Annotated in this window: 24 protein-coding genes and 2 pseudogenes; 12 read left to right on the top strand and 14 right to left on the bottom strand. The window is 71.4% G+C overall.

The window, feature by feature from the left end; genetic code table 11:
* Positions 1–3 precede the first annotated feature (3 nt).
* From BS83_RS41610 to BS83_RS09275, 3 genes are all read right to left on the bottom strand, one after another.
* Positions 4–1,254: an ATP-grasp domain-containing protein gene (locus tag BS83_RS41610; protein WP_051942871.1), complete on the bottom strand. Its 1,251-nt coding sequence runs from the start codon at positions 1,252–1,254 to the stop codon at positions 4–6.
* Positions 1,247–1,906, bottom strand: coding sequence for an iron-containing redox enzyme family protein (locus BS83_RS09270; protein WP_198035193.1), 660 nt, complete (start codon positions 1,904–1,906; stop codon positions 1,247–1,249). The genes BS83_RS41610 and BS83_RS09270 overlap by 8 nt, the downstream gene beginning before the upstream one ends.
* 203 nt (positions 1,907–2,109) lie before the next feature.
* Positions 2,110–2,802: an HAD family hydrolase gene (locus tag BS83_RS09275; protein WP_037603372.1), complete on the bottom strand. Its 693-nt coding sequence runs from the start codon at positions 2,800–2,802 to the stop codon at positions 2,110–2,112.
* A 161-nt stretch (positions 2,803–2,963) separates the two neighbouring features.
* On the opposite strand from BS83_RS09275, the gene BS83_RS09280 reads away from it, so the two are divergent.
* The 3 genes from BS83_RS09280 to BS83_RS09290 all read left to right on the top strand — a co-directional run bounded on the left by BS83_RS09280 (position 2,964) and on the right by BS83_RS09290 (position 5,054).
* On the top strand, positions 2,964–3,548 hold the full coding sequence (locus BS83_RS09280; RefSeq protein ID WP_037603373.1) for a hypothetical protein: 585 nt from the start codon (positions 2,964–2,966) through the stop codon (positions 3,546–3,548).
* A 147-nt stretch (positions 3,549–3,695) separates the two neighbouring features.
* The gene (locus BS83_RS09285) at positions 3,696–4,184 is read left to right on the top strand and encodes a hypothetical protein (protein WP_051942872.1); all 489 of its coding nucleotides are present in this window, start codon (positions 3,696–3,698) and stop codon (positions 4,182–4,184) included.
* Between the two features lie 141 nt (positions 4,185–4,325).
* Positions 4,326–5,054 (top strand): class I SAM-dependent methyltransferase, encoded by a 729-nt coding sequence (locus BS83_RS09290; RefSeq protein ID WP_037603374.1) that lies wholly within the window; start codon positions 4,326–4,328, stop codon positions 5,052–5,054.
* Between the two features lie 38 nt (positions 5,055–5,092).
* Here BS83_RS09290 and BS83_RS09295 read toward each other — a convergent pair whose 3' ends face one another.
* Together BS83_RS09295 and BS83_RS09300 are read right to left on the bottom strand one after the other, a co-directional pair.
* On the bottom strand, positions 5,093–6,031 hold the full coding sequence (locus tag BS83_RS09295; protein WP_063774140.1) for a serine hydrolase: 939 nt from the start codon (positions 6,029–6,031) through the stop codon (positions 5,093–5,095).
* Between the two features lie 101 nt (positions 6,032–6,132).
* Positions 6,133–6,594: a hypothetical protein gene (locus BS83_RS09300; RefSeq protein WP_037603375.1), complete on the bottom strand. Its 462-nt coding sequence runs from the start codon at positions 6,592–6,594 to the stop codon at positions 6,133–6,135.
* A 208-nt stretch (positions 6,595–6,802) separates the two neighbouring features.
* Here BS83_RS09300 and BS83_RS09305 point away from each other — a divergent pair, with 208 nt between their 5' ends.
* Positions 6,803–7,711: a methyltransferase domain-containing protein gene (locus BS83_RS09305; RefSeq protein WP_084713273.1), complete on the top strand. Its 909-nt coding sequence runs from the start codon at positions 6,803–6,805 to the stop codon at positions 7,709–7,711.
* A 4-nt stretch (positions 7,712–7,715) separates the two neighbouring features.
* On the opposite strand, the gene BS83_RS09310 is transcribed toward BS83_RS09305, so the two are convergent.
* Entirely contained in the window at positions 7,716–7,976 is a 261-nt protein-coding gene (locus tag BS83_RS09310; protein WP_037603376.1) for a hypothetical protein, read from the bottom strand.
* 154 nt (positions 7,977–8,130) lie between these two features.
* The gene (locus tag BS83_RS09315; protein WP_037603377.1) at positions 8,131–8,610 is read right to left on the bottom strand and encodes a winged helix-turn-helix transcriptional regulator; all 480 of its coding nucleotides are present in this window, start codon (positions 8,608–8,610) and stop codon (positions 8,131–8,133) included.
* A gap of 58 nt (positions 8,611–8,668) precedes the next feature.
* Between BS83_RS09315 and BS83_RS09320 the strand changes: the two genes are divergently transcribed.
* The 3 genes from BS83_RS09320 (at position 8,669) to BS83_RS09330 (ending at position 11,396) form a co-directional block, all read left to right on the top strand.
* Positions 8,669–10,147 carry an MFS transporter gene (locus BS83_RS09320; RefSeq protein WP_084713274.1) on the top strand — a complete coding sequence of 493 codons (1,479 nt, stop codon included), beginning with the start codon at positions 8,669–8,671 and terminating at the stop codon, positions 10,145–10,147.
* Between the two features lie 304 nt (positions 10,148–10,451).
* Positions 10,452–11,060: a class I SAM-dependent methyltransferase gene (locus BS83_RS09325; protein WP_037603378.1), complete on the top strand. Its 609-nt coding sequence runs from the start codon at positions 10,452–10,454 to the stop codon at positions 11,058–11,060.
* Between the two features lie 87 nt (positions 11,061–11,147).
* A complete protein-coding gene (locus tag BS83_RS09330) occupies positions 11,148–11,396 on the top strand; it encodes a hypothetical protein (protein ID WP_157597094.1) in 249 nt (82 codons plus the stop codon).
* Positions 11,397–11,452: 56 nt separating this feature from the next.
* Here BS83_RS09330 and BS83_RS09335 read toward each other — a convergent pair whose 3' ends face one another.
* Complete coding sequence (locus BS83_RS09335) at positions 11,453–11,917, bottom strand: SCO4402 family protein (protein WP_232248187.1); 465 nt, start codon at positions 11,915–11,917, stop codon at positions 11,453–11,455.
* A complete protein-coding gene (locus BS83_RS09340; protein ID WP_157597095.1) occupies positions 11,914–12,918 on the bottom strand; it encodes a hypothetical protein in 1,005 nt (334 codons plus the stop codon). The genes BS83_RS09335 and BS83_RS09340 overlap by 4 nt, the downstream gene beginning before the upstream one ends.
* A 105-nt stretch (positions 12,919–13,023) precedes the next feature.
* Here BS83_RS09340 and BS83_RS09345 point away from each other — a divergent pair, with 105 nt between their 5' ends.
* Together BS83_RS09345 and BS83_RS09350 are read left to right on the top strand one after the other, a co-directional pair.
* On the top strand, positions 13,024–13,287 hold the full coding sequence (locus BS83_RS09345) for a hypothetical protein (protein WP_037603381.1): 264 nt from the start codon (positions 13,024–13,026) through the stop codon (positions 13,285–13,287).
* Positions 13,288–13,486: 199 nt separating this feature from the next.
* Positions 13,487–13,765, top strand: a complete 279-nt coding sequence (locus tag BS83_RS09350; protein ID WP_037603382.1) for a hypothetical protein — start codon at positions 13,487–13,489, stop codon at positions 13,763–13,765.
* Between the two features lie 50 nt (positions 13,766–13,815).
* Here the strand turns inward: BS83_RS09350 and BS83_RS09355 are convergent, their stop codons facing one another.
* Together BS83_RS09355 and BS83_RS09360 are read right to left on the bottom strand one after the other, a co-directional pair.
* Positions 13,816–15,084 carry a hypothetical protein gene (locus BS83_RS09355; protein WP_037603383.1) on the bottom strand — a complete coding sequence of 423 codons (1,269 nt, stop codon included), beginning with the start codon at positions 15,082–15,084 and terminating at the stop codon, positions 13,816–13,818.
* Positions 15,085–15,292: 208 nt separating this feature from the next.
* Positions 15,293–16,249: a serine hydrolase gene (locus BS83_RS09360; RefSeq protein WP_198035194.1), complete on the bottom strand. Its 957-nt coding sequence runs from the start codon at positions 16,247–16,249 to the stop codon at positions 15,293–15,295.
* A 382-nt stretch (positions 16,250–16,631) separates the two neighbouring features.
* Here BS83_RS09360 and BS83_RS09365 point away from each other — a divergent pair, with 382 nt between their 5' ends.
* On the top strand, positions 16,632–17,420 hold the full coding sequence (locus tag BS83_RS09365) for an arylamine N-acetyltransferase family protein (RefSeq protein WP_037608545.1): 789 nt from the start codon (positions 16,632–16,634) through the stop codon (positions 17,418–17,420).
* Here the strand turns inward: BS83_RS09365 and BS83_RS48845 are convergent.
* The gene (locus tag BS83_RS48845; protein WP_084713276.1) at positions 17,366–17,671 is read right to left on the bottom strand and encodes a tautomerase family protein; all 306 of its coding nucleotides are present in this window, start codon (positions 17,669–17,671) and stop codon (positions 17,366–17,368) included. The two genes, BS83_RS09365 and BS83_RS48845, sit on opposite strands and share 55 nt — an antisense overlap.
* 27 nt (positions 17,672–17,698) lie before the next feature.
* Positions 17,699–19,063: an IS4 family transposase gene (locus BS83_RS09370; RefSeq protein WP_332262394.1), complete on the bottom strand. Its 1,365-nt coding sequence runs from the start codon at positions 19,061–19,063 to the stop codon at positions 17,699–17,701.
* Positions 19,064–19,550: 487 nt separating this feature from the next.
* Between BS83_RS09370 and BS83_RS09375 the strand changes: the two genes are divergently transcribed.
* A complete protein-coding gene (locus BS83_RS09375) occupies positions 19,551–19,955 on the top strand; it encodes a hypothetical protein (protein ID WP_157597096.1) in 405 nt (134 codons plus the stop codon).
* Between the two features lie 148 nt (positions 19,956–20,103).
* On the opposite strand, the pseudogene tnpA reads toward BS83_RS09375, so the two are convergent.
* A pseudogene (tnpA, locus tag BS83_RS09380) lies at positions 20,104–20,489 on the bottom strand (IS200/IS605 family transposase).
* A 22-nt stretch (positions 20,490–20,511) separates the two neighbouring features.
* Between tnpA and BS83_RS09385 the strand changes: the two are divergent.
* Positions 20,512–21,711, top strand: a pseudogene (locus BS83_RS09385) (RNA-guided endonuclease InsQ/TnpB family protein); the annotation flags it as partial.
* Positions 21,712–21,714: the final 3 nt, after the last annotated feature.

A 21,714-nucleotide genomic window follows, 5' to 3' on the forward strand; every position in this document is an offset into this window, starting at 1 on the left:
TGCTCACTCAAAGCGCACCGCCCCGGCCAGGACCGCGCGGCGCTGCTGCGCCTCGGCGACGGAGTCGGCGGTGAAGACCACGTGGCCGAGGCGGCCGCGGAAGTCCTCCAGCGGCGGCACGGCGTCCCCGGGAGCCAGGTAGAGCTCCGCCTCGAGGACGCCCTCGGAGCGCAGCAGGGAGTCCCAGCCCTCGACCCGGGTCAGCGTCGTCAGCTCCGGAGCGGTGAAGAAGTGGATGGCCGCGCACTTCACGGCGGGCGCCACGGCCGCGGCCACCTGCTCGGGGGGCAGGCTGAGGTAGGACGCCAGCATGATCCTCGGCAGGCTGGTGCCGGTGGCGAGGGCGATGAGGTCGCAGATGTGGTCCCCGGCCAGCCGGGCGGCCATCTCGATCAGGACCGGTCGGCCGTCGGGCAGGCGCAGCTCGCCGTGGAAGGGGCCGAAGGTCACCCCCAGGGCGCGGCAGACGTCGGCGACGTAGCTCTCGATCGCCGCCCGGACCTCCGGGTCGAGCTCGGTCCCTACGGTGTGGCCGACCTCGACGAAGCTGGGCTCGGGACCGAGCTCCTTGGCGGTCACAGAGACGATCACCACCTCGTCGTCGACGACATAGCCCTCGACGCTGACCTCGGGCCCCGCCAGGTACTCCTCCAGCAGCACCCGGCCGTCGAGTCCACGTCCCAGATCGGTGCGCGGGTCCTGCCGCATCCAGGCGTAGGCGGCGTGCAGTTCGGCGAGCGAGTTCACCCGGCTGACGTGGACGCTGCCCGCCGAGCGGGTCGGCTTGAGGACGGCGGGGAAGCCGACCAGGCGGGCGGCTGCCTCCAGTTCGGCGCCGTTCCCGGCGCGGGCGTAGCGGGGCACCCGCAGCCCGGCCGCGTCAAGCGCGTCCCGCATCAGGGACTTGTCGCGAAGCCGGCGGGCCGCGTCGACGGCCAGTCCCCGCACGCCGAGGCGGGCGGCCAGGCGCGCGGCGGTGTCGACGTAGAACTCGAAGCCGGGGACGACCGCGGTGACGGGGTGCTCGGCGTGGAGTTCGAGCACCGCGTCCGTGAGCGCCGCCTCGTCGTTCGTGTCGACGCGCAGGAGGTGGTCGGTCCGGTCGCGCAGGGCGGCGGACAGGGTGCGGTCCCCCTGGTCGAAGGTGGCGACCACGACCTCGACCCCCAGCTCGCGGGCGGCGTCGAGCACGGCGAGGCTCGATCCGACCGGCTCGACCACCAGCAGCCGGGCGTCCCGGCGCGGCTCACGCACGGGAGACCGCCCGGACCGCGGTGGCGGCGTGGAGCTCGGCGAAATAGTCGCCGATCAGGTCCACGTAGGTGGCAAGGTCCGCGTAGGCCTGCTCCGCTGTTCCGAAGCGGGCGACCGCGCGGGAGACCGTACGGAACATCAGCTCGTCGTGGTCGTGCGCCTCGTCGAAGTCCAGGTGGGTCTGGGTGCCCCGGACGAACTCGCGGCCGAACTCCTCGGCCGCCTTGTCGGTGATGACCTGGTTGTACCGGTCCGAGTACCACTCCACGAACCAGTCCCACAGGGTGGTGGGCGCGGGGCCCCGGGTGTCCGCCGCGAGGCGCAGGTATCCCATCAGCTTGGCCGTCGAGGGGAACACCGGGGTCGCGTTGAGCGCGTCGATCCCGACGCCGAACCTGGCCAGGTCCCGGGTGAACATGCCCTCGTGGCCGAACTCCTCGGCGAGGTACTGCGCGAGGCGGGCCGCCAGGGTGTCGTCCTGCGACCCGACCTTGAAGAGGGCGTACGTGTCGACCTCGTTGTTGAGCCGGATCCGCAGCACCGTCTCCGTCATGTGCCGTACGTAGTAGTCCCGTTCGATCCACTCACCGGAGTGCAGCTCCCGCATGCGGGGCACCCGCTCGAACTGGCGCTCCATCAACTCGGCAGCCAAGGACTCGAGCCGCGCCCGATCCAATGCCACACCCGACATCGAAACCTCCCTCGTGAACGGACCTCCAGCCTCCCGCCGGTCCCGATCCGCTCACAGAGCCAAACCCGCACCCATGGCCCTGTCCACCGCGCTGCTCCGCGCGGTGCGAGGGCGCCCAGGCTCCGGGCTCGGGGCTCGGGCTCGGGGCCGGCGCGGCCTGCGGGTCAGCGCGGCCGGGGAGCGACGCCGGGCAGTGTGCGGCCGCCGTTGCGGGCGACGTGGGCACGCAGCACCGGATCCTCGCCGACGGCCACCGGGTGGCCGACCGCGCGCAGCAGCTCCAGATCCGAGGCGTGGTCGCCGTAGGCGAAGCAGTCGGCCGCGTCGACGCCGTGCTTCGCGGCCCAGGACGCGACGAGGCGCCCCTTGGCAGCGCCGATCATCGGCTCCACGATCGCGCCGGTCATCCGCCCGTCCTCGACCACGGGCTCGGTGCCGAAGGCCGCGTCCGCGCCGAGGTGCCTGACCACCGGGTCCAGGCAGGCGAAGAAGGAACCGGACACCACCACGGTCCGGTGTCCCTCGGCCCGGTGCCGGTCCAGGGCGGAGACCCCGGGCTCATGGAAGAAGCCCCCCGCGGCCAGCTGCCGCCGGAACCACTCCTCGCCGCACGCCGCCAGGTCGGCCACCGACTCCCCCGCGAACCGGGCGTAGAAGGCCCGGTTCGCCTCCTCACGTCCGCCGCCCCTGACCCCCACCTGCCGGATGTCCGCGACGACGCGCTCGTACTCCCCGGCGGGCCGCCCGGTGGCCGCCAGGTGATGGCGGAGAAAGCTCAGCAGGGTCGTGTGGGCCACCAGCGTCTCGTCGAGGTCGAAGAACGCCGCCCGTCGGACGGCTTCTGCGGCGGCTGTCACGGAGCGCTCCTCACTGGGACGTTCGGCCGTCGGCCGATTCAGCAGCACACCCTAGCCCGCGGCCGGCGCGGACAGGGGGCGGTGCGTTCGGGCGTGCGCCGCCGCCGGGACCTGTCAGGCCGTCTGTGACAAAGCGCCCGGGACCGGGCGACAATCCAGCCATGGATGACGCGTTCACACTTCTGCTACGGGCGGCCGACCTGCTGCCGGAGGACGCTGCGGCAGAGAACGGCCGGACCGTCGAGAATGTCCGCGAGGAGATCGCGTTCCAGGAGTGGGAATTGGCGCTCGACGGGCTCATCGAGATCGCGGATGTCCCTCCCGTGCCGGTCGCCTTCTGGGAGATGCTCGCCGAGGCCGCCGGGCAGATGATGCTCGACCGCAGCCGCCGTTGGTGCGAGTGGCGGGCATGGGAAGTCAGGCACGGCACGGTCCGCGCGACGCTGGCCCTGGTGGGCGCCGACGAGGGCGGCCGCCGGACCGCCTTCGCGGGAGATGGCCGGCTGAGGCCTCTGTGGGACATCGGCAACCGGACCGCGGACGGACGACAGGATCTGAACATCGCCAGGCTGTGGGTGGAGTTCACGCCGCAACTCGGCCCCGGGGAGACTGCCGACATCCGTCTGGCTCCCCTGCAACCCGAGCGGTGGCGGCACCTGAAGCCCGGTGACATGATCACCATGCACGAGGCCCAGCCGGTCGCCGGCCTCGCCGAGATCATCGAGGTTCTGCCGCCTCGCGTCTGAGCGGGCCGGACGGCACAGGCGAGAGGGCCGGCAGTCGTGCAGCCGTCAGTCGCCACCGAGCCGGTCAGGGACGGCCTGCGGAGGGCGTACCTTTCCGGTTGACCATCTGAACACCGGCCATGTCGTCGAGCGCGAGAGGCAGCCTGCATGAACCGCCACGACATCCTGTCGGCCCCGGACGAGCACGTCCGCTTCGCGGTCTACCTCGACAGGCTGCAGCAGGTCGCCGACGCGGACGAGGTCGAGCTGGTCGGCCGCGTGCTCACCGATCCGCACCGGACGATGGCCCAGTCCGCGGTCCTGCGGCACCTTGACCGTCGAGCCGCCGACCTCCTCTCCGATCCTGCGTACGAGGAGTGGGCGCAGGCGATGACCCGGGCCACGATCGACAACCCCTTCCTGGCCCGGCGCCTGCGGGAGTGGGCGCTCTTCCGCGCCGTCACGCTCGAGCTGCCCTGGCGGCCGGACGACCTGCTCGCGTCGTCCGACTGGCTCCAGCTCAAGACCGCCGCCGGGACGAACACCGAGGCCGTCGAGATCCTCGCCGAAGCCGGCCGCACCAAGCGGATCCGCAGCACCGCCAAGTCCGGCATCGGACACCGGGACGGTCGAAGTCGCCTGTCTCTGGTCCGATGACGTCGTTCCGAACCCGTTCCCGATGGACTTCACCTTCGAGCCGGGGGCATCCGAACCCGCCAGCTCGGTGTGAGTCGAGGCCGCCGAGACTGGCTGCCGCCACGCCGGTACCGCCGCACGGATCCGGGTACGCTCGCAGGCATGTCGACCCCTGCACTGTCCTTCGGTTCAGCTGCGCGCCTGTACGACTCGATCCGGCCCACCTACCCGACGCGAGCGGTCGCCTACGCCGTCGGCGCCGAGCCGTTGCGCGTACTGGATCTGGGGGCGGGCACCGGGCTGCTGACCGGTGTCCTGCGCGCCGTCGGTCATGAGGTGATCGCGGTCGAGCCCGACGAGAAGATGCGCGCCGTGGCCGCCGAACGCAACCCCGGCACGCAGGTGCTCGCCGGAAGCGCGGAGGACATCCCGTTGCCGGACGAGTCCGTCGACGCCGTCGTGGTCGGGCAGGCGTACCACTGGTTCACTCCGCAGGACGCGCTGCCGCAGATTCACCGGGTGCTGCGCAAGGACGGCGTCTTCGCGGCGATGTGGAACGTCCGCGACGATCGGACCCCCTGGGTGGCCGCGTTGTCCGGCATCGTCGGGAAGGAGGGATACGGCCTGGAAAGCGCCTGGCAGTACGGGCCGGTGACGCCGTGGTTCACCGAACCCGAACGCGGCCTGATCGAGCACACCGTGACCCTCCCGACGGACCGGCTGATCGACCTGGTGCGGTCCCGCTCCTCCTACCTGACCGCCGGCCTCGCCGAGCGGGCCCGCCTGGACCGGGAGACGGGCGGGTTGGCCGCCACCGACCCGGCCCTGGCCGGCCGCGACAGCGTCGAGATGCCCTACCGGACCTGCGTCTACCGGATGCGGCGGGTCTGACTCCTGGCCCGTCCGGACACTCGGAAGCCGCCGGTGGATCATGATCCCGTCAGGCGACCCACCGCGGCGGCGGCCACCCGTTCGACCAGCGTCACACCGCTCTCCATGCTCTTGTTGCCGTCCGAGAGCACGGCGACCAGGTACCGGTGGCCGTCGCGGTCCACCCGGCCGATGCTGTTGATCACCCACAGTCCGGTGGCCGTCCGAGGAAGCCAGCCGTTCTTGAGCGCGTAGGGGCCGCCCGGATCGGCCGCCGCGCTCACGCCCCAGTCCTGGTCCGTCTCGACCTGACCCATCAGCGAACGCAGGTAGTTTCGGGAGGCCGCGCTCAGCTTCGATGCGGTCGTGGTGCCGAAGATCTGACGCAGTAGCGTCAGTTGGTCCGCGGCGGTGGTCGTGGTCAGGCCCCAGTAGCCGTCGGCGCCCGCCGTGGTGTGTCGCAGCCCGAGGCGCCGGTTCGCCGTGTCCAGTCCGGAAGCGCCGCCGACCTCGGTGAACAGGGTGGACGCGGCGTCGTTGTCGCTCTGCTCGATCATGCGGACGGCCAGCGCCTTCTGCGCGGCGGTGAGCGAGGTGTCCGCGTCCTGGTGCTGGAGCAGCAGCGCGGCAAGGATGTCGACCTTGACGATGCTGGCCGTCACGAAGGCGTGAGAGGCGTCGCCCTCACTCAGCACCGCGCCCGAGTCGAGATCCGTCACGGCCACGGCTGCGTGCCCGGCGGCGCTGGACAATGCGGCGTCCAAGGCGGTGTCCTCCGAGGCGGAAGGGGAAGCGGATGCGGAAGGAGAGGCGGAGGGAGGGATGGAGGGCGCGGGCGTCGGCGTGGCCGGAGCTGCGGCCGAGGCCGTCGGGGAGACGGTGACAGCCGCAGCATAGGCGTGACCGTGCTCGGTCGTGGCATGCGCGAGGGCCAGGCCGCCGACGGCCACCACCAGGACCGTCGCCGAAGTGAGCAGGGAGAACCGGAGGCTGGACATGCTTCGCGACGCTAGGCGCCGAGCGTAGGTGGAGCCTGGGAGTCACCTGGTCGCAGCCTCACAGACGCGGGCGTCGGCCCACTCCCGTGTGAGCCGTCGGCTCAGCTGCCGCCGCCCAGTCGGCGGGCCAGCACCCGGCCACGCTCCTCCTGCACCGCTCCTGCCTTCCCCGCGGCAAAGCGGAGCAGCCCGAACGGTGCGTGCAGCCTCAAGGTGTCGACCACCAGCGAGCCGCTGTCGCCACGCGCCTGCACGGCGAAGCGGTAGTCCATCCGCACACCGCCCGGACTCGTCACCTCGCCGCTGACCGTGGCCTCGTCCGGCAGCCGGCCCTCGTCCGTGCGGAGGCTGACCTGGATGACGTTGTCGTGCCGCACCAGTCCGAGAAATCGGAAGCGCTCGACGGCGACGTAGCGGGTGACATCGGCCTCGCGCCGGACGTCCCGCACGTCGACGAGCAGCGGCGAGAGCCCGATGTAGTTCTGAGGCTCCGACAGATGCGCCGCCACATCGGCGGGCGCCGCCGCGATCTCGTAGCTCCGGCTCAGTTCGGTGCTCGGCACGTTCCACTCCCCCGTTCGGCGTCGGTCCGGTCGTCATCGCGGACCGTCCTCGATCGGTGGATGATCGCATCCCCCGCGACGGTCCGCCAGGCCGGGGCAGGTCGGGGGGCACCACCGTGCGGTCGGGCGGGCGGGTTCGCCGACTGTGTGAGGCAGCCTTCCCGCGTCGCCGTGGCGCTGGAGGCTCGGGAAGGTCGACCATGGAGTCATGACGTCTTCGCCCCGCCCGCCGCACGCCGGAGGCCGACCGGAGCAGACCGGCGGGACCACCGCGCCAGGCGGGGACTCCGCTCCCGGCCGCGGGTACCTGCTGGACAACGCGCGGGTCGAGGCGGGCGAGCGCTTCGCCCAACTGGCGGAGCTGTTCGACCCTGTGACCCGCGGGCACTTCGATCGGCTGGGCGTCGGGGTCGGCTCACGCTGCTGGGAGGTGGGGGCGGGCGGCCCCGGAATCCCCGAGGCGCTCGCGGCGGCCGTGGGTCCGACCGGGTACGTGCTGGCCACGGACATCGACCCGTCGTGGCTGAAGGAAGGCGCCGGGTACGAGGTGCGCCGGCACGACGTCGCCGCCGATCCGCCCCCGGAGCCGGGGACCTTCGACCTGGTGCACGCCCGGCTGGTGCTGGTCCATGTCCCCGACCGGGCTCGCGCGTTGGCCACGATGGCGGCCGCGCTGCGGCCCGGTGGTCGGCTGCTGGTCGAGGACGCCGACACCGCGCTGCAGCCACTCGCATGCCTGGACGAGAGCGGCCCCGCCCAGCAGCGGGCCAACCGGCTGCGGGACGCGTTCCGGGAGCTGCTGGCGCGCCGCGGCGCGGACCTGCGCTACGGCCGGACGTTGCCGCGGGCCCTGCGCGAGGCCGGCCTGGTGGAGGTCGCGGCGGCGGGTTCCTTCCCGGTCGGCGGCCCGGCCTGCAACCGGCTGGAGGCGGCGACCATCCGGCACGTGCGCGGCGAGCTGCTCTCGGCCGGCCTGGCCGACGACGCCGAGATCGACGCGCACCTGGCGGCGATCGAGGCGGGCGAACTCGACCTGACACTCGCGCCGCTGATCTCCGCCTGGGGACGCCGTCCAAGCGAGACACCTCAGTCACTCGGCCGGCCCGGCTCCGGGTGAGGTTCTAGAGCGACTCCGTGATGACGGCCACGACGACGTGCGCGGCGACGGCGAAGGGGCGCAGCGCGCGCCGCCATCGGGGCGCACGTGAGCGCCACGCCTTCTCCGACTCGACGCTGGTCGTCGTGATCCGCCGCGTGTGGCCCGGCCAAGGGCAGCGGACCAGATGCTGGGTGAGCGCCAGGGCTCGCACCTGGCGAGCGCCGATACCGATCTCGGCGGCGGCCTCGGCGTAGCTCCGGCAGTCGTGGGCGTCGTCGGACATGCCGTCATACTCCCGTGCAGCGCTGTGCTGCGTCTGCCGGTCGGGCATGGGAACGCGGAGATCCGCGACGCCGCCGGTGCTCGGCCGCCCGCGTCGACCTCCGCTGATGCCGTCGCTGCCGTCACCGTCGCAGTCCCAGGCGCGGGCGCGCCGCCTAGACGTCGCGCGAGGGCCCGAGGACGAGGTCCTCCTCGGGGACGAGATGGCCCGCCTCGCAGCGGATCTCCACATGAACCGCCTCTCCGCAGCCCGCGTGGGCCATGGGGCTCGGGCCGTACTGCGCGGGCGCGTAACGCCCGCCCCACTCCAGGAGCCCGGTCAGCACCGGGAGCAGCGCGTGGCCGGCCTCGGTGAGCACGTACTCGTGGCGGGTGCGCTGCCCCGGCTCGCGGTACGGCTGCTTGGTGAACACCCCCGCCGCGACCAGTTCCCGCAGCCGCTGCGCGGCCACCGCCTCGGTGACGCCCACCCGCTTGTACAGCGAGTCGAACCTGGTGGCGCCGTGGAACGCCTCCCGGAGCAGCAGCATGGCCGTCCGGTTGCCGATGAGCTGCATGGTGCGGTCGATGCCGCAGCGGTCGCCGAGCGGCGTGTCGCCCCGGCGCGCGAGCCTGCCTTCGAGCTGAACGGTCATGCCATCCACCATACGACCTGGCTTGCCGAATCCATAGCCAGAGGCCTAACCTCTGGCTATGTCCACGCATAGTCAGCCTCGGCGCACCAGGCTCGCGGTCGCGATCCTGACCGGCTCGGCGTTCCTCGCCAGCCTCGACCTCTTCATCGTGAACGTCGCCTTCGGCGAGATCGGACGCGACTTCGGCACCTCCTCGCTCGGCTCGCTGAGCTGGATCCTCAACGCCTACGCGGTCGTCTACGCGGCGCTGCTGGTGCCCATGGGCCGCCTGACCGACCGCTACGGCCGCAAGGGCGGGTTCGTGGCCGGCATGCTCGTCTTCACGCTGGCCAGCCTGGCCTGCGGCTTCGCCCCGGGCGTCTGGTGGCTGGTCGCCTTCCGCGTGCTGCAGGCGGCGGGAGCCGCGCTCATGACGCCGGCCGCGCTCGGCCTGCTCCTCGCCGCCCTCCCGGCCCAGCGCCGCGCGGCCGGAGCGCGGCTGTGGGCGATGACGGGCGCGGTCGCGGCCGCCTTCGGCCCCGCGGTCGGCGGCGGGCTGGTGCAGATCTCGTGGCAGGCGGCCTTCTGGATCAACGTTCCGATCGGACTGGCACTGACCCTCGCCGCGATCAAGCTGGTCCCCGACGTACGCCACAACGCCGACGCCCCGCGTCCCGACCTGCTCGGCGGCGCGGTCATCGCCGTCGCCACGGGCGCGCTGGTGCTCGGCCTCGTCCAGGGCAACGACTGGGGCTGGTCCTCCGGCCCCGAGCTCGCCGCGTGGGCGGTGGCAGCGGTGGGCCTGGGCGTCCTGATCCGGCTGATCACCCACCACGAGGCCCCGGTGATCGATCCCGCCCTGCTGCGGGTCCCGTCCTTCGCCTGGGCGAACATCGCGCAGTTGCTGTTCAACATCGCCTTCGGCATCGGCCTGCTCTCGCGCGTCCTGTGGCTGCAGGAGCACTGGGGCTACTCGGCGGTGCGCACCGGCCTGGCCGTCGCCGTCGGCCCCGCCCTGGTGCCCGTCACCTCCCTGCTGGTCACCCGTCTCGCGCCGCGTGCGGCGGCCGGGCGCCTGGTGGCGCTGGGCTGCCTGCTGTTCGCCGCCGGCGCGGTGTGGCAGGCCGCCGCGACCGGGGACCAGCCCGCGTACGCGACGCAGATGCTCGGCCCGTGGGTGGTCTCCGGCATCGCCGTCGGCCTCGCCCTCCCCCAGCTCACCGCCGCCGGGACCGCGGCCCTGCCGCCCCACCAGGCGTCGACGGGCTCCGGCGTCGTCAACATGGCCCGCCAGCTCGGCCTCGTCGTCGGCACGTCGATCATGGTCGGGCTGTTGGGAACGGGCGTGGCTTCGCTGAACCGCTTCCAGCACGTCTGGGTCTTCATGGCGGCCGCCTCAGCGGCGGCCGCGATCGCCGCCCTGGTCATGGACGCCGTCCGCGGTCCGGCGGCCGGGCCCGCGGACGCTGCGGCGATCACCCCGCAGCGCGGCGCCGACACGGAGACCTCGGCCACCGACCTCACGAATCCCCGGCCCGGCGCTCACACGGCGCTCTGATCCCCGACGCACACCCCGCAGACCCGCCGCCCCGCGCGGACCGCCCGAAGCGACGGCGGCGGGTCTGCGGGGCGGCGCCGACACGAAGCGGACACCAAACCTGCGCAAAAGGATCCGAGCGGGTCGTCAACGTCCGATTTCTGCAGATCAGGCCCATCTTTTCGGACATTGACGTCACCCGATCGGGCAGGAAGTGTCACTCGGCGACCTGAATCTTTCGCTCCGCTTCTATCCAGATGCACCCTTGAGGTGTTCCAATCCTGTCGAAAGGACCTCTTTTCTCCCCTTAACGGAGCCGACAGACATGGGCGACGCCGCCGCACAGCCGGGCACGATCGGTGAGGACTACACCGAGAGGCTGGTGACCCTGGAGAAGGCCGGCCTCAAGCGCTTCCTACCGACCCAGGCCCCCTACCACTGGAACCTCCGGCGGCTCCGGCCGGGCCGCACGCTCGACGTCGGCTGCGGCGTCGGCCGCAACCTCAAGGCCCTGGGGCCCGACAGCATCGGCGTGGACCACAACGCGACCTCGATCGCGACCGCCCGCTCGCGCGGGTTCAACGCCTTCACCGACACCGAGTTCCTCGAGGAGGGCCGCTTCGCGCAGGGGTCCTTCGACTCGATGCTCTGCGCGCATGTGCTCGAACACATGGACGCAGACCTCGCCGGCCAGGTCCTGAAGAGCTACCTGCCCTACATCCGGCACGGCGGCCTGGTCATCCTGATCTGCCCGCAGGAGGCCGGCTACGCCAGCGACGCCACACATGTGCGCTTCGTCGACCCCGACGGGCTCCGCGCCCACGCGGAGGCGCTCGGCGTGACCGAGCGCAAGAGCTATTCGTTTCCGCTGCCGCGTGCCTTCGGCAAGAGCTTCACGTACAACGAGTTCGTCTTCGTCGGCCGGATCAGCTGATCGGTCCGCTCGGACCGGCCCGGGGCCCGTAGGAGGCCCTGGCGCGTCGAGTGTGCACATCGCGCGCAGGTTCGAGAGGGTTGCCGTATGAGCAATCGATTCGACCCGCGCCACGACCGAGTGTTCCACCGCGCCACCGTCTCCCTCCGCGAACCCGTCGACGTGGGGGCCAACACCGAGACCGACCGGCTCGCCAACGCCATGGTCTGCGTCGAGCCGGGGTGGATCGTCGTCGATCAGGAGTACAGCACGACCGGTGCCGGCCTGGTGTTCATTCCCTCGGAGCTCGTGAGGTCCGTCGTGTTCCAAGCACAGGAGTCCGCAGACAGCGAGTGAGCGCGGCTCGCGTCCCCGCGCGCACGATGATCGGCGCGGCCCCGCCCAGCGCCGGATCACACTCCGAGGGGCGGAACTCCCGGCTCCATCGCGACGGGCCGGGTGTCGAGCGGCCAGCGGTGGCCGGCGTCGTGCAGCTTGCTCAACGCTGAGTGATCATTGGCGACCATCACCTGGGCCAGCCGGGCCGCTGCGGCGACCACGGACGGCCAGCCGGGCGAGTCCAGGTACACCTCGTCGCGCGCGGTGCCGCCGACCGAGTCCTGCACGGCACTGTAGGCGGCGCCGAGACGGCCCATCAGCTCGACCTCCTCCTCGCTGCGAAGGCACTGCCCGAGCCAGGGCCGAGGATGGTGCGCGTCGCAGAAGTCGTCGAAGAGCACGTGCACGGTGTGGTCAAGATCCTCGAACTCGTCCGGATCGAGCCACACCTCTCGCTGCCAGGTCGGACTGGCCAGCGCCACGACCGCAGGCACGACATGGAGACGGTAGTGAGGCAGGGCGACGCCGTGATCGATCACGGCCCCAGAGTACGCATCCGGTGAATGACCCCACGGCTGCTACGTGGCAGAGGGCAGGCGCTCGGGCGCGGGCCCGCTGGGGCGGAGGCGACTGTGACGCTTTCGGATGGCCTCCACCTGCTTGCGGTGGCCGGCGTTGGTGGCCAGGCTCTCGGCGGTGGTGATGGCCTCGGCGAAGGGGTAGTGGAGGTTGGCACGGGGTTCGCCAGGTCCAGGTTCCAGGCGATCTCGCAGACGGCGTCGTGGATCCCACCGATGAGCGCGGCGCGGGTGCTCGCCCGTCCGACCAGTCCGCTCACCTTGTCGAACTGTTCGGCGACCGCATGGAGCGCGGCAAGCGTGCGCAGCGCCCCCTGGGTCGGCGCGGACGGGTCGACCGCCGCGGCGACCTTCTCGCACAGGCCGTCGAGGTCGTCGGAGTTCAGGCTGTAGGCGACCAGTGCCTTGCGTGCGCCGTCGGCGGGCGCGAGCCGGCGGTGGCTGCGACCGTGCTCCGGGGAGGCCAGCTCCGCGACGACGGTGCCGAGGATCGGCGTGAGGTCCGTCTGCCGGTGGATGTGGCCGGCCATCCGCATCGCGGCGTGACGGACCGACAGGTCTTCGTCCGCGACGCGGTCGAAGAGCGCGAGCAGGCAGGGCGCGGAAAGCGGCAGGCGCAGGTCGACGCGGTACAGCTCGGAGGGGGCGGCCTGCCGGAGCCGCCCGACGAGGTCGGGGTCGTCCGTGCGGCACGCGTGGACCAGGAGGGCCGCGGTGATGTAGCGGCGGTTCTGCTCGCGCAGGGACATGGGCTCGGTCGGCTCGTTGACGAAGGCCTCAGGGTCGGCGAGCAGGTGCGTCAGGCGGCCGACGTCCTCGGGGGCGATCGCGGACCCGGCGTGCACCGCCTGGTAGACGCCGAGCGCCTGATCGCGCACATAGCGTGCGTTCGGACCTCCGTAGCCCTCGAGCAGCAGCTCTTCGGTGAACACGGGTGCGGGAACCGACACGGAGCTGGTCACCGCCCGACCCTACGGCATGAGCGTGTCGCCCGGTTTCGCGGCGCTGCGAGCCGCGCGGACGCTAGACTCTCCGGGTTTCGAACGGGGGGTTCGGGGATGAGTGGGATGAGTCATGCCCAGCTGCAGCAGCTGGTCGATCAACTGGGGATCCAACTCGCACAGCAGGAGGGTTCCGGTGCGGGGGATCTGCGATTGGCGGTGGCCGAGGCCACCGCACGCGTGAGCGAGTATCTGGAGCTCGCGGAGGAGATCCCGGGCTCGGACCGACTGGCGGCCGCCAGGGTGGTCGCGGAGATCTGGTGGGAGGTCCTGCAGACCGCCGACCGGTGGAGCCACACCGCCAGGCCCGGTTGCGTCCTGGTCGCGTGAGGGACTCGGTGGCCGCCTCCCACACCGGGAGGCGGCCACCTTTCGCGATCGACGCGTCGCGCGCGTCCGCCGCCAGATCACCGTGGCTGGGCGGTCCGCGCCGACGGCCGCCGAACCGGAGCGGGCCGGGCGGATCGAAGTCGGCCGTCCTTGGGCAAGATCCCTCCCGACACGAAGGTCAGTAGAAGGAAGGCCTGCCATGATGCCGACCCTCACCCTGCCTCATCTCAGCCCTGTCCCTCCCTCTCCCCAGCAGCGTCACCTCGCCCGCCTCGCGATGCTCGGCATCGCCCAGCGCCGGGCACCCGATTCCGCGCACTTCGTCTGCGTCACCTGCGAGATCTCCTGGTGCGGAGCGGAGGCCGGCTGCTGGAACTGCGGTCGTCCGGCCACCATCCGCTACGCCGACTCCGACACCCCGCAACGGCTTCTGCTCCACCGCGCACGGATCTCCACCGGCCGGAGGAACCTGCCCTGAAGCAGCACCGCACGGCCCCACCCCGGCACAACCCGGGGTGGGGCTGCGCGTCAGGGCCCGACCGTCACCACCAGGGCGCGGGCGCTGTAGGGGACCTGGCCGAGGCCTGTCCCCGCCCCGGAGTCCGCGCCCAGCCCACCTGTGCCGGCGGCACGCTGGTCGAGTCGGAAGTCGACGCGCCAGTGCTGCCGCCGAGCGGCGCTCTCCAGATCCAGCAGGAACTGGTTGGCGCCGTTGTTGTAGCCGTTGCTGCCGAAGCTGCCCTGGCTGCCGTCGATGCAGTGCCAGAGCTTGCCGCCGACGAGGTCGCGCAGGTGACCCGCGAGGGTCACCACGGCGCCGGTCTTGGTGATCACGCAGGCCGTCTCGAAGCTCGCCGCGACGAAGGTGGCGCCCCCGACCGTCGAGCCCTGGACCGGCTGCTGCCACAGCCGTGCGTGGTTCTCCCGGCCGCTCAGCGACAGCCAGTTGCCACCGAGGCAGCCGTCGAGCCGCCAGGAGGCGTCCTGCGTGACCGGCGTCGAACCCGTGACCTGGCCGGTCTCCGCCGACAGGCAGCCCTTGGGCGTCGTGTCCGGCGTGCCGGTGTCGACCGGCTTCCAGCCCGGCATGGCCGCGAGGATCGTCGAGGCCGGGACGGTGGAGCGGGCGCTGATGATCAGATTGAGCGGTTCGACGCCACCGATGGCGGAACCGGGCGCGGTGTGCACGTCCCAGTCCTGCGGGATGCAGTAGTCCGGCACGCCGCCCGCGGGGCCGCCGACCGGGTCGCAGCCGAGCGGTCCCTGCCGGGCCGTCAGTTCGGCCGAGGTCAGGGCCCCCTCCAACGCGAAGTAGGCGGAACCGCCGGGGGCGAGCCCGCCGGTGAAGTCGACCTCGGCGGAGTCCGGGAGCGACGGGCTGGTCACGAAGGAGGTGCCGGGCCCCTCGTAGCCGGTGGGCCCGTAGGGGCAGGAGGCGGACCCAGCCCAGGCCCCGTACGCGCCGCTGCAGATCCCGTCGCCGTCGAAGCCGGAGAGGTCGGAGCCCGGGCCCGACACGGTCACGGCGGTGACGGGTTTGCCGGAGTTGTTGACGATGCCGACCAGGGTGTCGTCACTGCCGTCGTACGGACCGACCGACGGGTCCCCCTGGACCGAGACGGAGCCGTCGGCATTGACGACCAGCATGATCTCGCAGCCCGGCGCGGCACCGACGGCCGGGCACTGCTGGTACGGCGGAGCGGGTGGTGCGGCCGCCTGCGCAGCCACGACCGGCGATAAGCCCACGATCAGCGCGGACGCCGCGACGAGCGCGGCCCGCTTGGATGCTCTGGACACAAGGTCCCCCCTTCGCTGCCCGTCCCAGGGCATGACGAACAACCGCCGGCCCTGTGACGGGCGGACAGGACCGCGGTCGTCAACAGTGCAGCAGAAGCCACCTGTCCCTGTCAGGCAATCGGGACATACTGGCCCGGAGGCGGCAGCCGACGGCCAATCAGGACGATCAGGACATGACACGGCCCCGCACCGGGGTGCCGACACGGGATCAGGCCCCGGTGACCGCCTGGGCGCCGGCCCTGGCCAGGGTCTGGATCAAGGTGATGCCCGCGCTCTCGGACGGGTCGTGGTCGGAGAGGACCGCGATCAGGAGCAGGTGATCGCGGTGGCGGACGCCACCGATGCTGTTGACGGTCCAGGTGCCGTCCGGCCGGGGAAGCCAGCCGTTCTTGAGGGCGTGGCGCCCGTCGGCGGCGGCGCTGACACCCCAGTCCTGGTCGGCCTCCACCTGGCCCATGAGGCGCTGGATGAAGGAACGGGACGCGGGGGTCAGTGCCGAACGGCTGGTGAAGATCTGCTGCAGGAGCCGCAGTTGGTCGCCGGCGGTGGTGGTGGTCAGCCCCCAGTGCAGGGTGTGCACAGCGGTGCCGGTCAGCCCGAACCTGCGGTTCGCCCGACCGATGCCCCAGGCGCCGCCCGCCTGCCGGAAGAGCCGGTCCGCGCAGGCGTTGTCGCTGGCCTGGATCATGCGTGTGGCCAGGGCCCGCTGACCGGCGTTCAGCCCGGTCGCTCCTGCGTCCTGACGCTCCAGGAGCAGCGCGGCGAGGATGTCGACCTTCGCGATGCTGGCACTGACGAACGCCCTGGCGGATGCGCCGCGGACCAGCGTCCGACCGCCGGCCAGGTCCTCCACGGCGACGGCCACGTGCCCGGGCGCCTGGCCGAGCAGGCGGTCCAGGGACGCGACCGAGACGTCGGAGGAGACGCGCCGTGGCGGCGGCGCCGGGCGTGCGGCGGGGCTCGCGGTGACTGCTGCGGGCGAGCGGGGCGCAGGGGTGATGGTCCGCCAGGGCCGGAAGTGCGCCTCGGCCTCGGTGTGGGAGGAGCAGCCCGCGAGCAGTGCGCAGACCAGAACCGTGCCGGCCGCGCAGCGGGGCAGGCGTCTCCTCCTGCCGCCCCCGGGGCGCGCGCCGGGCGAGGGCGCGCGCACGGTCAGGGCGTTCACCTCTGTCTGCCCGTCACGGCGGCGCCGACGACGCGGATACTCCCGCAGGTGGGGGCTTGGACAGCGGCCGTCCACGGTGGCCGGACATGGGCGCTCTGGTCCATCGCGGTCTCCCTGACGTGCTGTCGGCTGCTGCCGTTCCTGGTTACCCGATGATGAGATCAACATCGCGCAGGCCCGTCGACGGTTCACCGGGACGGCGCACGCCACAGGCCTGCAGGGGGCGCGACCCACCCCTCGGAAAACCCTCGGCGGGGCGACCTGCGGCGTGCCCGTGCCCGTGGCGGGTGCCGGAGCGCCCGGTGACGCCGCGTCGGGATTCGCCGGGTCGTAGGGCCAATGGCTGATGGCGGGACCGGCCCCGATGTGGGAGAACCGTCCCATGCCCCTCACTGATGCCCAGGTAACGGCCTACCTCGACCGGATCCGCGCCCCTCGCCCCGCGGCTGCGGACCCCGACGCGTTGCGGGCGCTGCATCTGGACCATCTGCGCGCCGTCCCGTTCGAGAACCTCAGCATTCACCTCAAGGAGCCGGTCGTGCTGACTCCTGAGGCGCTGTTCGAGAAGGTCGTGGTCCGGCGTCGGGGCGGGTTCTGCTACGAACTCAACGGCCTGTTCGCCGAACTGCTGACCGCTCTGGGCTATCGGTGCGCACTGCTGGCCGCCCGCGTGCACGGCGAGACGGGCTACGGTCCGCTCTTCGACCATCTGGCCCTGGCGGTCACCTGCCAGGACGGCACCGACTGGCTCGTCGACGTCGGCTTCGGACGGCACACCGATCACCCGCTCCGTCTCGACGTCCGCACCGAGCAGAGCGATCCGACCGGGGTCTACCGGATCGCCGAACACCACCAGGCCCACGCCGACGACCTGGTGGTGCTCAAGGGCGACGTGCCGCAGTACCTCCTGGAGACACGACCGCGCACCTTGGGCGACTTCGAGCTCGGATGCTGGTGGAATCAGACCTCGCCGCAGTCCCACTTCACCCGCAACACCGTCTGCACCCTGCGCACCGCGACGGGGAGGGTCACGCTGAGCAGCCGGACCCTGATCGAGACCGACGACGGCGGCGAACGGCGGCAGCACGAGGTGAAGCCCCAGGAGCTGGCCGACACCTACGCCGAACTCTTCGGCTTCGAGCTCGATCCGGCTGCGGTTGCCGCGCTCTGACCTTCGTCCGCCCGTCCGGTCACGGCGCGACGAGCTGGGCCACGCCGTCGCCGAACGACCAGTCGACGCGGTCGTTCGGTCAGCGTCACGGCCACGTCCTGCGGGCGGATCCCCGCGTCGGCCTGGAGGTTCTTCACGATGCGGCGGTAGAGGTCCTGCTTCTTCTCCTCGGTGCGACCGCGGACGAGGGTGAGCTGGATGAACACCACGTCGCGGCGCTCCACCCCGATCCCTGGATCTTCGCAGGGAATCCCGGTCTTTAGGCCAAGGCCATGAAGTTACGGGCTGATCGGCTCTGTCAGCAGGATGTCGATGCTAATGATCGCCTTGTAGGTGCGTCGGTCGACTCGCAGGCCCTTGTACGCGTAGCGAGATAGCGGGCGTTTGACGGCGCGGGGGCTGATGCGCAGGCGGCGGGTGGGCATGAGCCGGTCCAGGACGGCTTGTCCAATCGCGCCGACCAGGTCGATGACGGTGCCGGCGATCACGCCCGCGGCCTGGATGACCTGGTCGCGGGCTGTCTGGAGGGCGACGCTGAAGCTGGCTCGGTCGGGGTCGGTGCCGGGAACGGCCCCGGTGGCGTCGGCGATGGCGATCCTGATCACTTGATAGACCGCCAGGAGGGCGTAGATCTCCTGGGCGACGCCTGGCAGGGTGCGGGCCCGCAGGACACGGCGGCCGAGCATGGTCTTCTTCATCGCGAAGTAGGCGGACTCGATCTCCCACCGCTGATGGTAGAGCTTGAACTCGAAGGCGGGATACCGGCGGCGGTCGAGCAGAGTGGTGGCCAGCCGGTAGACGCCGGCGTGCCGTCCGGCCGTGGTGGCGATGGTGATCTCGCACTCGATGATGCGGACCTCCACCCAGCCGAGCCTGGACAGGAAAGATCCGTCGGGGAAGCGGCCCAGGACGGGGGGCTTGCGGGCGGCGGACAGCCGGGCGAGGAAGGCGGCGCCGGTGTCGGCGACGGTTTCCAGGAGCGGGTTGCCGGACAGGCCTCGGTCCAGCAGCACGATCATGTCAGCGTGCAGGGAGCGGGCGAGGCGCTTGGCATGGGTGCTCTCGCCGTGGGTGCCGGGGCCGAAGACCGCGTCGATGACGGCCCGGGTGCCACAGGCGACCAGCGCGACCAGCAGAATCTGCGGGTAGTCGGCGGTCGTGTACTGGTTGGAGCCCTTGCCCAGGCGGGCACGGGTGGCGGGGGCGTCCGGCACGTCCAGGCTGGTGCCGTCGATCGCGACGACCAGCAGGCCGGCCCAACGGGCGCCGGTGGTGCGGATCGCGCTCGCGGGCCCGCGCAACAGGTTGAACAGGGCCCGCAGTGGACGCACGCCAAGTCGCGTACGGGCGTGCCACAACGCGGTCGCGGTGATCCTCGGTATCGGCACGGCGTCGAGCGCGCCGGTGAGTTTGGACCACACGGCCGGGTATCCGCACTCCTCGAACAGCGCGGCCGCCAGTAGCAGGTAGACCACCACCCGCGCGAGCAATTTCCTCAGACGCTGCTGCACCGCGCCGCACTCGGCAAGGACCTCGTCGACCATCTCGAACGGCACGATCTGCGTCAACTCGCCCAGATGGCCCGGGGCGAAGACACCTTCGGCTACCGCGATCTCGCGGGTGATGACACACTGACCGGACAGCGGAGCTCCCGTGGTAAACGACTCGTCTTGGCGGACAAGCCGTTCTACCGGGGCTCCGCTTCCTGCGTCCGGCAGTCGGCCAGAACCAGGTCCAGACCTTGCCGCCAACCGCGCAGCGCGTCACCGCCATGGGCTGGGCCCGGCCCCGAGCCTTGCATCCCGGCAGCACCGTGGGAGGATCCGGAGCGATCGTTTGTCGCTTGGGGGCGTGATGAATCGGATCCTTGGTGGTGCGTGTGCGGTGGCGGCGCTGGCGGTGGTAACCGCATGCGGTCCGGCCGACGGTGGGAGCCGCGGCGCTGCCACGGTGTCGGGTGCGCCATCGGTGTCATCCGCCGTATCCGCGGCGAGTGCCACACCCGCTCGACACCGGGTCGCGCTGCCGGAACCGGCTCCACCGACGGCCCAATGGATTCTGGATGTCCTGAGGAAACCGCCGACAGTCGTCCCGTCTGAATGCCCCACGCCGGAGCTGTCGAACATGCTTGTGCTCGACTCCGACGGACACGACCGGGCCGATGTGGTCTGGCTGGTGGACGACGTCGATGTCTGCGCCGGGACGATCACGCGTGACGGGGACGGTGACGTGCTGCCATCCGTCCTGCACGGCACACTCGACGGCCTCGCCGCCACACCGCCCGTCCAGTTCGGTGGTGTCCAGGTCGGCCCAGACATGTTCACTGTCTTCCTCGGGGCGGGAGGCGAGGTCACCCTGAAGGGCGACGACGCTCACACCTTCGGCCCGGTGCACCAGCGGACGGTCGTGCTCGGCGGTGGCCGGACCGCCACCTTCGTTGAGTATCGTTTCGCGGTCCCTTTCCAGGGTGCCCCGCTAGGCCAGGACCTGGCGCTGTGCCCCGCGTCGGGTACCAACTGCCGAAAGGCGTACTGACCCGCCGCCGCCAACAGCGCTCCTTGCGGCATCCTGACACCCGCCGCAAAACCTTAACTTCATGGCCTTGGGCTTTAGGCCGGGCGGGAATGCGATCCTTGGCGCGGAGGCGCGAAGCGCCGGAGGTCTCTGCGCTCTGCGGTGACGTTCAGGTGGGCCGCTTCTGGTTCTCGATGTACTCCATGACGATGCTGAGAGGTGCGCCGCCGCAGGAACCGGCGAAGTCCGAGGGTGCCCAGAACACGGACCCCATTGCGATCCGGTTGACGCGTCCGATGTACTCGGCGCGCAGGTAGCGGGAGCTGACGCCCTTGAGGCTGTTGACCAGCTTGGAGACGGACACCTTGGGTGCGTAGTGCGCCAGCAGGTGGATGTGATCGCCTTCGCCGTTGAACTCGCGCAGCTCTCGCACACGTCGCGCATGATCTCCTCGCGGCGGGTCAGCATGTCGTTGTTGAAGACATCGCGCCGGTACGTGGTGACGAATACCAAGTGTGCGTGAAGGTTGTGGACGAATGTGTAGTATCGCCGCATTGACCTTGAGGGGGTGGGCTGGATGATCCGTGCGTACAAGTTCCTCATGAGGCCCACCGCGGGTCAGGAGCAGGCGTTGACCGAGATGCTCCGGGATCACTGCTCGCTGTACAACGGGGCCCTTCAGGAGCGGCGCGACGCCTACCAGCACGCATCGAAGACGAGCGTCAAGTACGGGATGCAGTCGGCGCAGCTCAAGGAGATCCGGGCGTTCGACCCGGAGCGTCAGGGCCGGTGGTCGTTCTCCTCGCAGCAGGCGACGCTTCGCCGGTTGGACAAGGCGTTCGCGGCGTTCTTCCGCCGGGTCAAGTCCGGTGAGACGCCCGGCTACCCGCGCTTCCGGGGCGTGAACTGGTTCGACACGGTGGACTTCCCCAAGGACGGCGACGGCTGCCGCTGGGACTCCACCCCGCACGACCCCGTCACCCGCGTCCGGCTCCAGGGCATCGGGCACGTCAAAGTCAACCAGCACCGGGCCGTGGTCGGCAAGGTCAAGACAATCTCGGTCAAGCGCGAGGGCCGCAAGTGGTTCGTCGTGCTGACCGCCGAGCAGTCGCGGCCCGAACCGCTGCCCGCGACCGGGACCGTGGTCGGCATCGACCTCGGCATAGCCAACTTCCTCGCCGACTCAGGTGGCGGATTCGTCCCCAACCCGCGTCACGGGCGCGGTAACGCCGATCGGCTCGAGGCCGCCCAGCAGGCGCTGGCGAGGTTCCCCCGGGTGCGCCGGGACAAGCGGACCGCGAACCACCGTCGGGCGGTGGAGAGGGTCGCCAAGCTGCACGGAAAGGTCCGTCGTCAGCGGCTCGACCACGCGCACAAGACCGCCCTGACGCTGGTCCGTGAGCACGACTTCATCGCGCACGAGAACCTGACGATCCGCAACATGGTCCGCACCGCCGCACCCAAGCCCGACCCCGATCAGCGGGGGGCGTTCCTGCTCAACGGCGCGGCGGCGAAGGCCGGACTCAACCGCTCGATCCACGATGCCGGATGGGGGGTGTTCCTGACGATCCTCCACGCCAAGGCTGAAAGCGCCGGACGGGAAGTGATCGCCGTTGACCCCCGCAACACCTCCCGCACCTGCCCCGAATGCCTGCACACCAGCGCGGACAACCGGATCACCCAAGCTAAATTCCACTGCGTCACCTGCGGCCACACGGCCCACGCTGACACAGTGGGAGCCATCAACGTTCTACGGGCCGGGCTGGTCCGTCGCGACGCC

Source organism: Streptacidiphilus rugosus AM-16, assembly GCF_000744655.1.
Taxonomy (GTDB): Bacteria; Actinomycetota; Actinomycetes; order Streptomycetales; family Streptomycetaceae; genus Streptacidiphilus; species Streptacidiphilus rugosus.

Excerpts from the sequence above, each read along its gene's own strand:
- BS83_RS09290 (WP_037603374.1), top strand. The coding sequence starts at position 4,326 with ATGTCGACCCCTGCACTGTCCTTCGGTTCAGCTGCGCGCCTGTACGAC.
- BS83_RS09295 (WP_063774140.1), bottom strand. The coding sequence starts at position 6,031 with ATGTCCAGCCTCCGGTTCTCCCTGCTCACTTCGGCGACGGTCCTGGTG.
- BS83_RS09345 (WP_037603381.1), top strand. The coding sequence starts at position 13,024 with ATGAGTCATGCCCAGCTGCAGCAGCTGGTCGATCAACTGGGGATCCAA.
- BS83_RS09365 (WP_037608545.1), top strand. The coding sequence starts at position 16,632 with ATGCCCCTCACTGATGCCCAGGTAACGGCCTACCTCGACCGGATCCGC.
- BS83_RS09305 (WP_084713273.1), top strand. The coding sequence starts at position 6,803 with ATGACGTCTTCGCCCCGCCCGCCGCACGCCGGAGGCCGACCGGAGCAG.
- BS83_RS09320 (WP_084713274.1), top strand. The coding sequence starts at position 8,669 with ATGTCCACGCATAGTCAGCCTCGGCGCACCAGGCTCGCGGTCGCGATC.
- BS83_RS09310 (WP_037603376.1), bottom strand. The coding sequence starts at position 7,976 with ATGTCCGACGACGCCCACGACTGCCGGAGCTACGCCGAGGCCGCCGCC.
- BS83_RS09285 (WP_051942872.1), top strand. The coding sequence starts at position 3,696 with ATGAACCGCCACGACATCCTGTCGGCCCCGGACGAGCACGTCCGCTTC.
- BS83_RS09315 (WP_037603377.1), bottom strand. The coding sequence starts at position 8,610 with ATGACCGTTCAGCTCGAAGGCAGGCTCGCGCGCCGGGGCGACACGCCG.
- BS83_RS09325 (WP_037603378.1), top strand. The coding sequence starts at position 10,452 with ATGGGCGACGCCGCCGCACAGCCGGGCACGATCGGTGAGGACTACACC.
- BS83_RS09350 (WP_037603382.1), top strand. The coding sequence starts at position 13,487 with ATGATGCCGACCCTCACCCTGCCTCATCTCAGCCCTGTCCCTCCCTCT.
- BS83_RS09280 (WP_037603373.1), top strand. The coding sequence starts at position 2,964 with ATGGATGACGCGTTCACACTTCTGCTACGGGCGGCCGACCTGCTGCCG.
- BS83_RS09330 (WP_157597094.1), top strand. The coding sequence starts at position 11,148 with ATGAGCAATCGATTCGACCCGCGCCACGACCGAGTGTTCCACCGCGCC.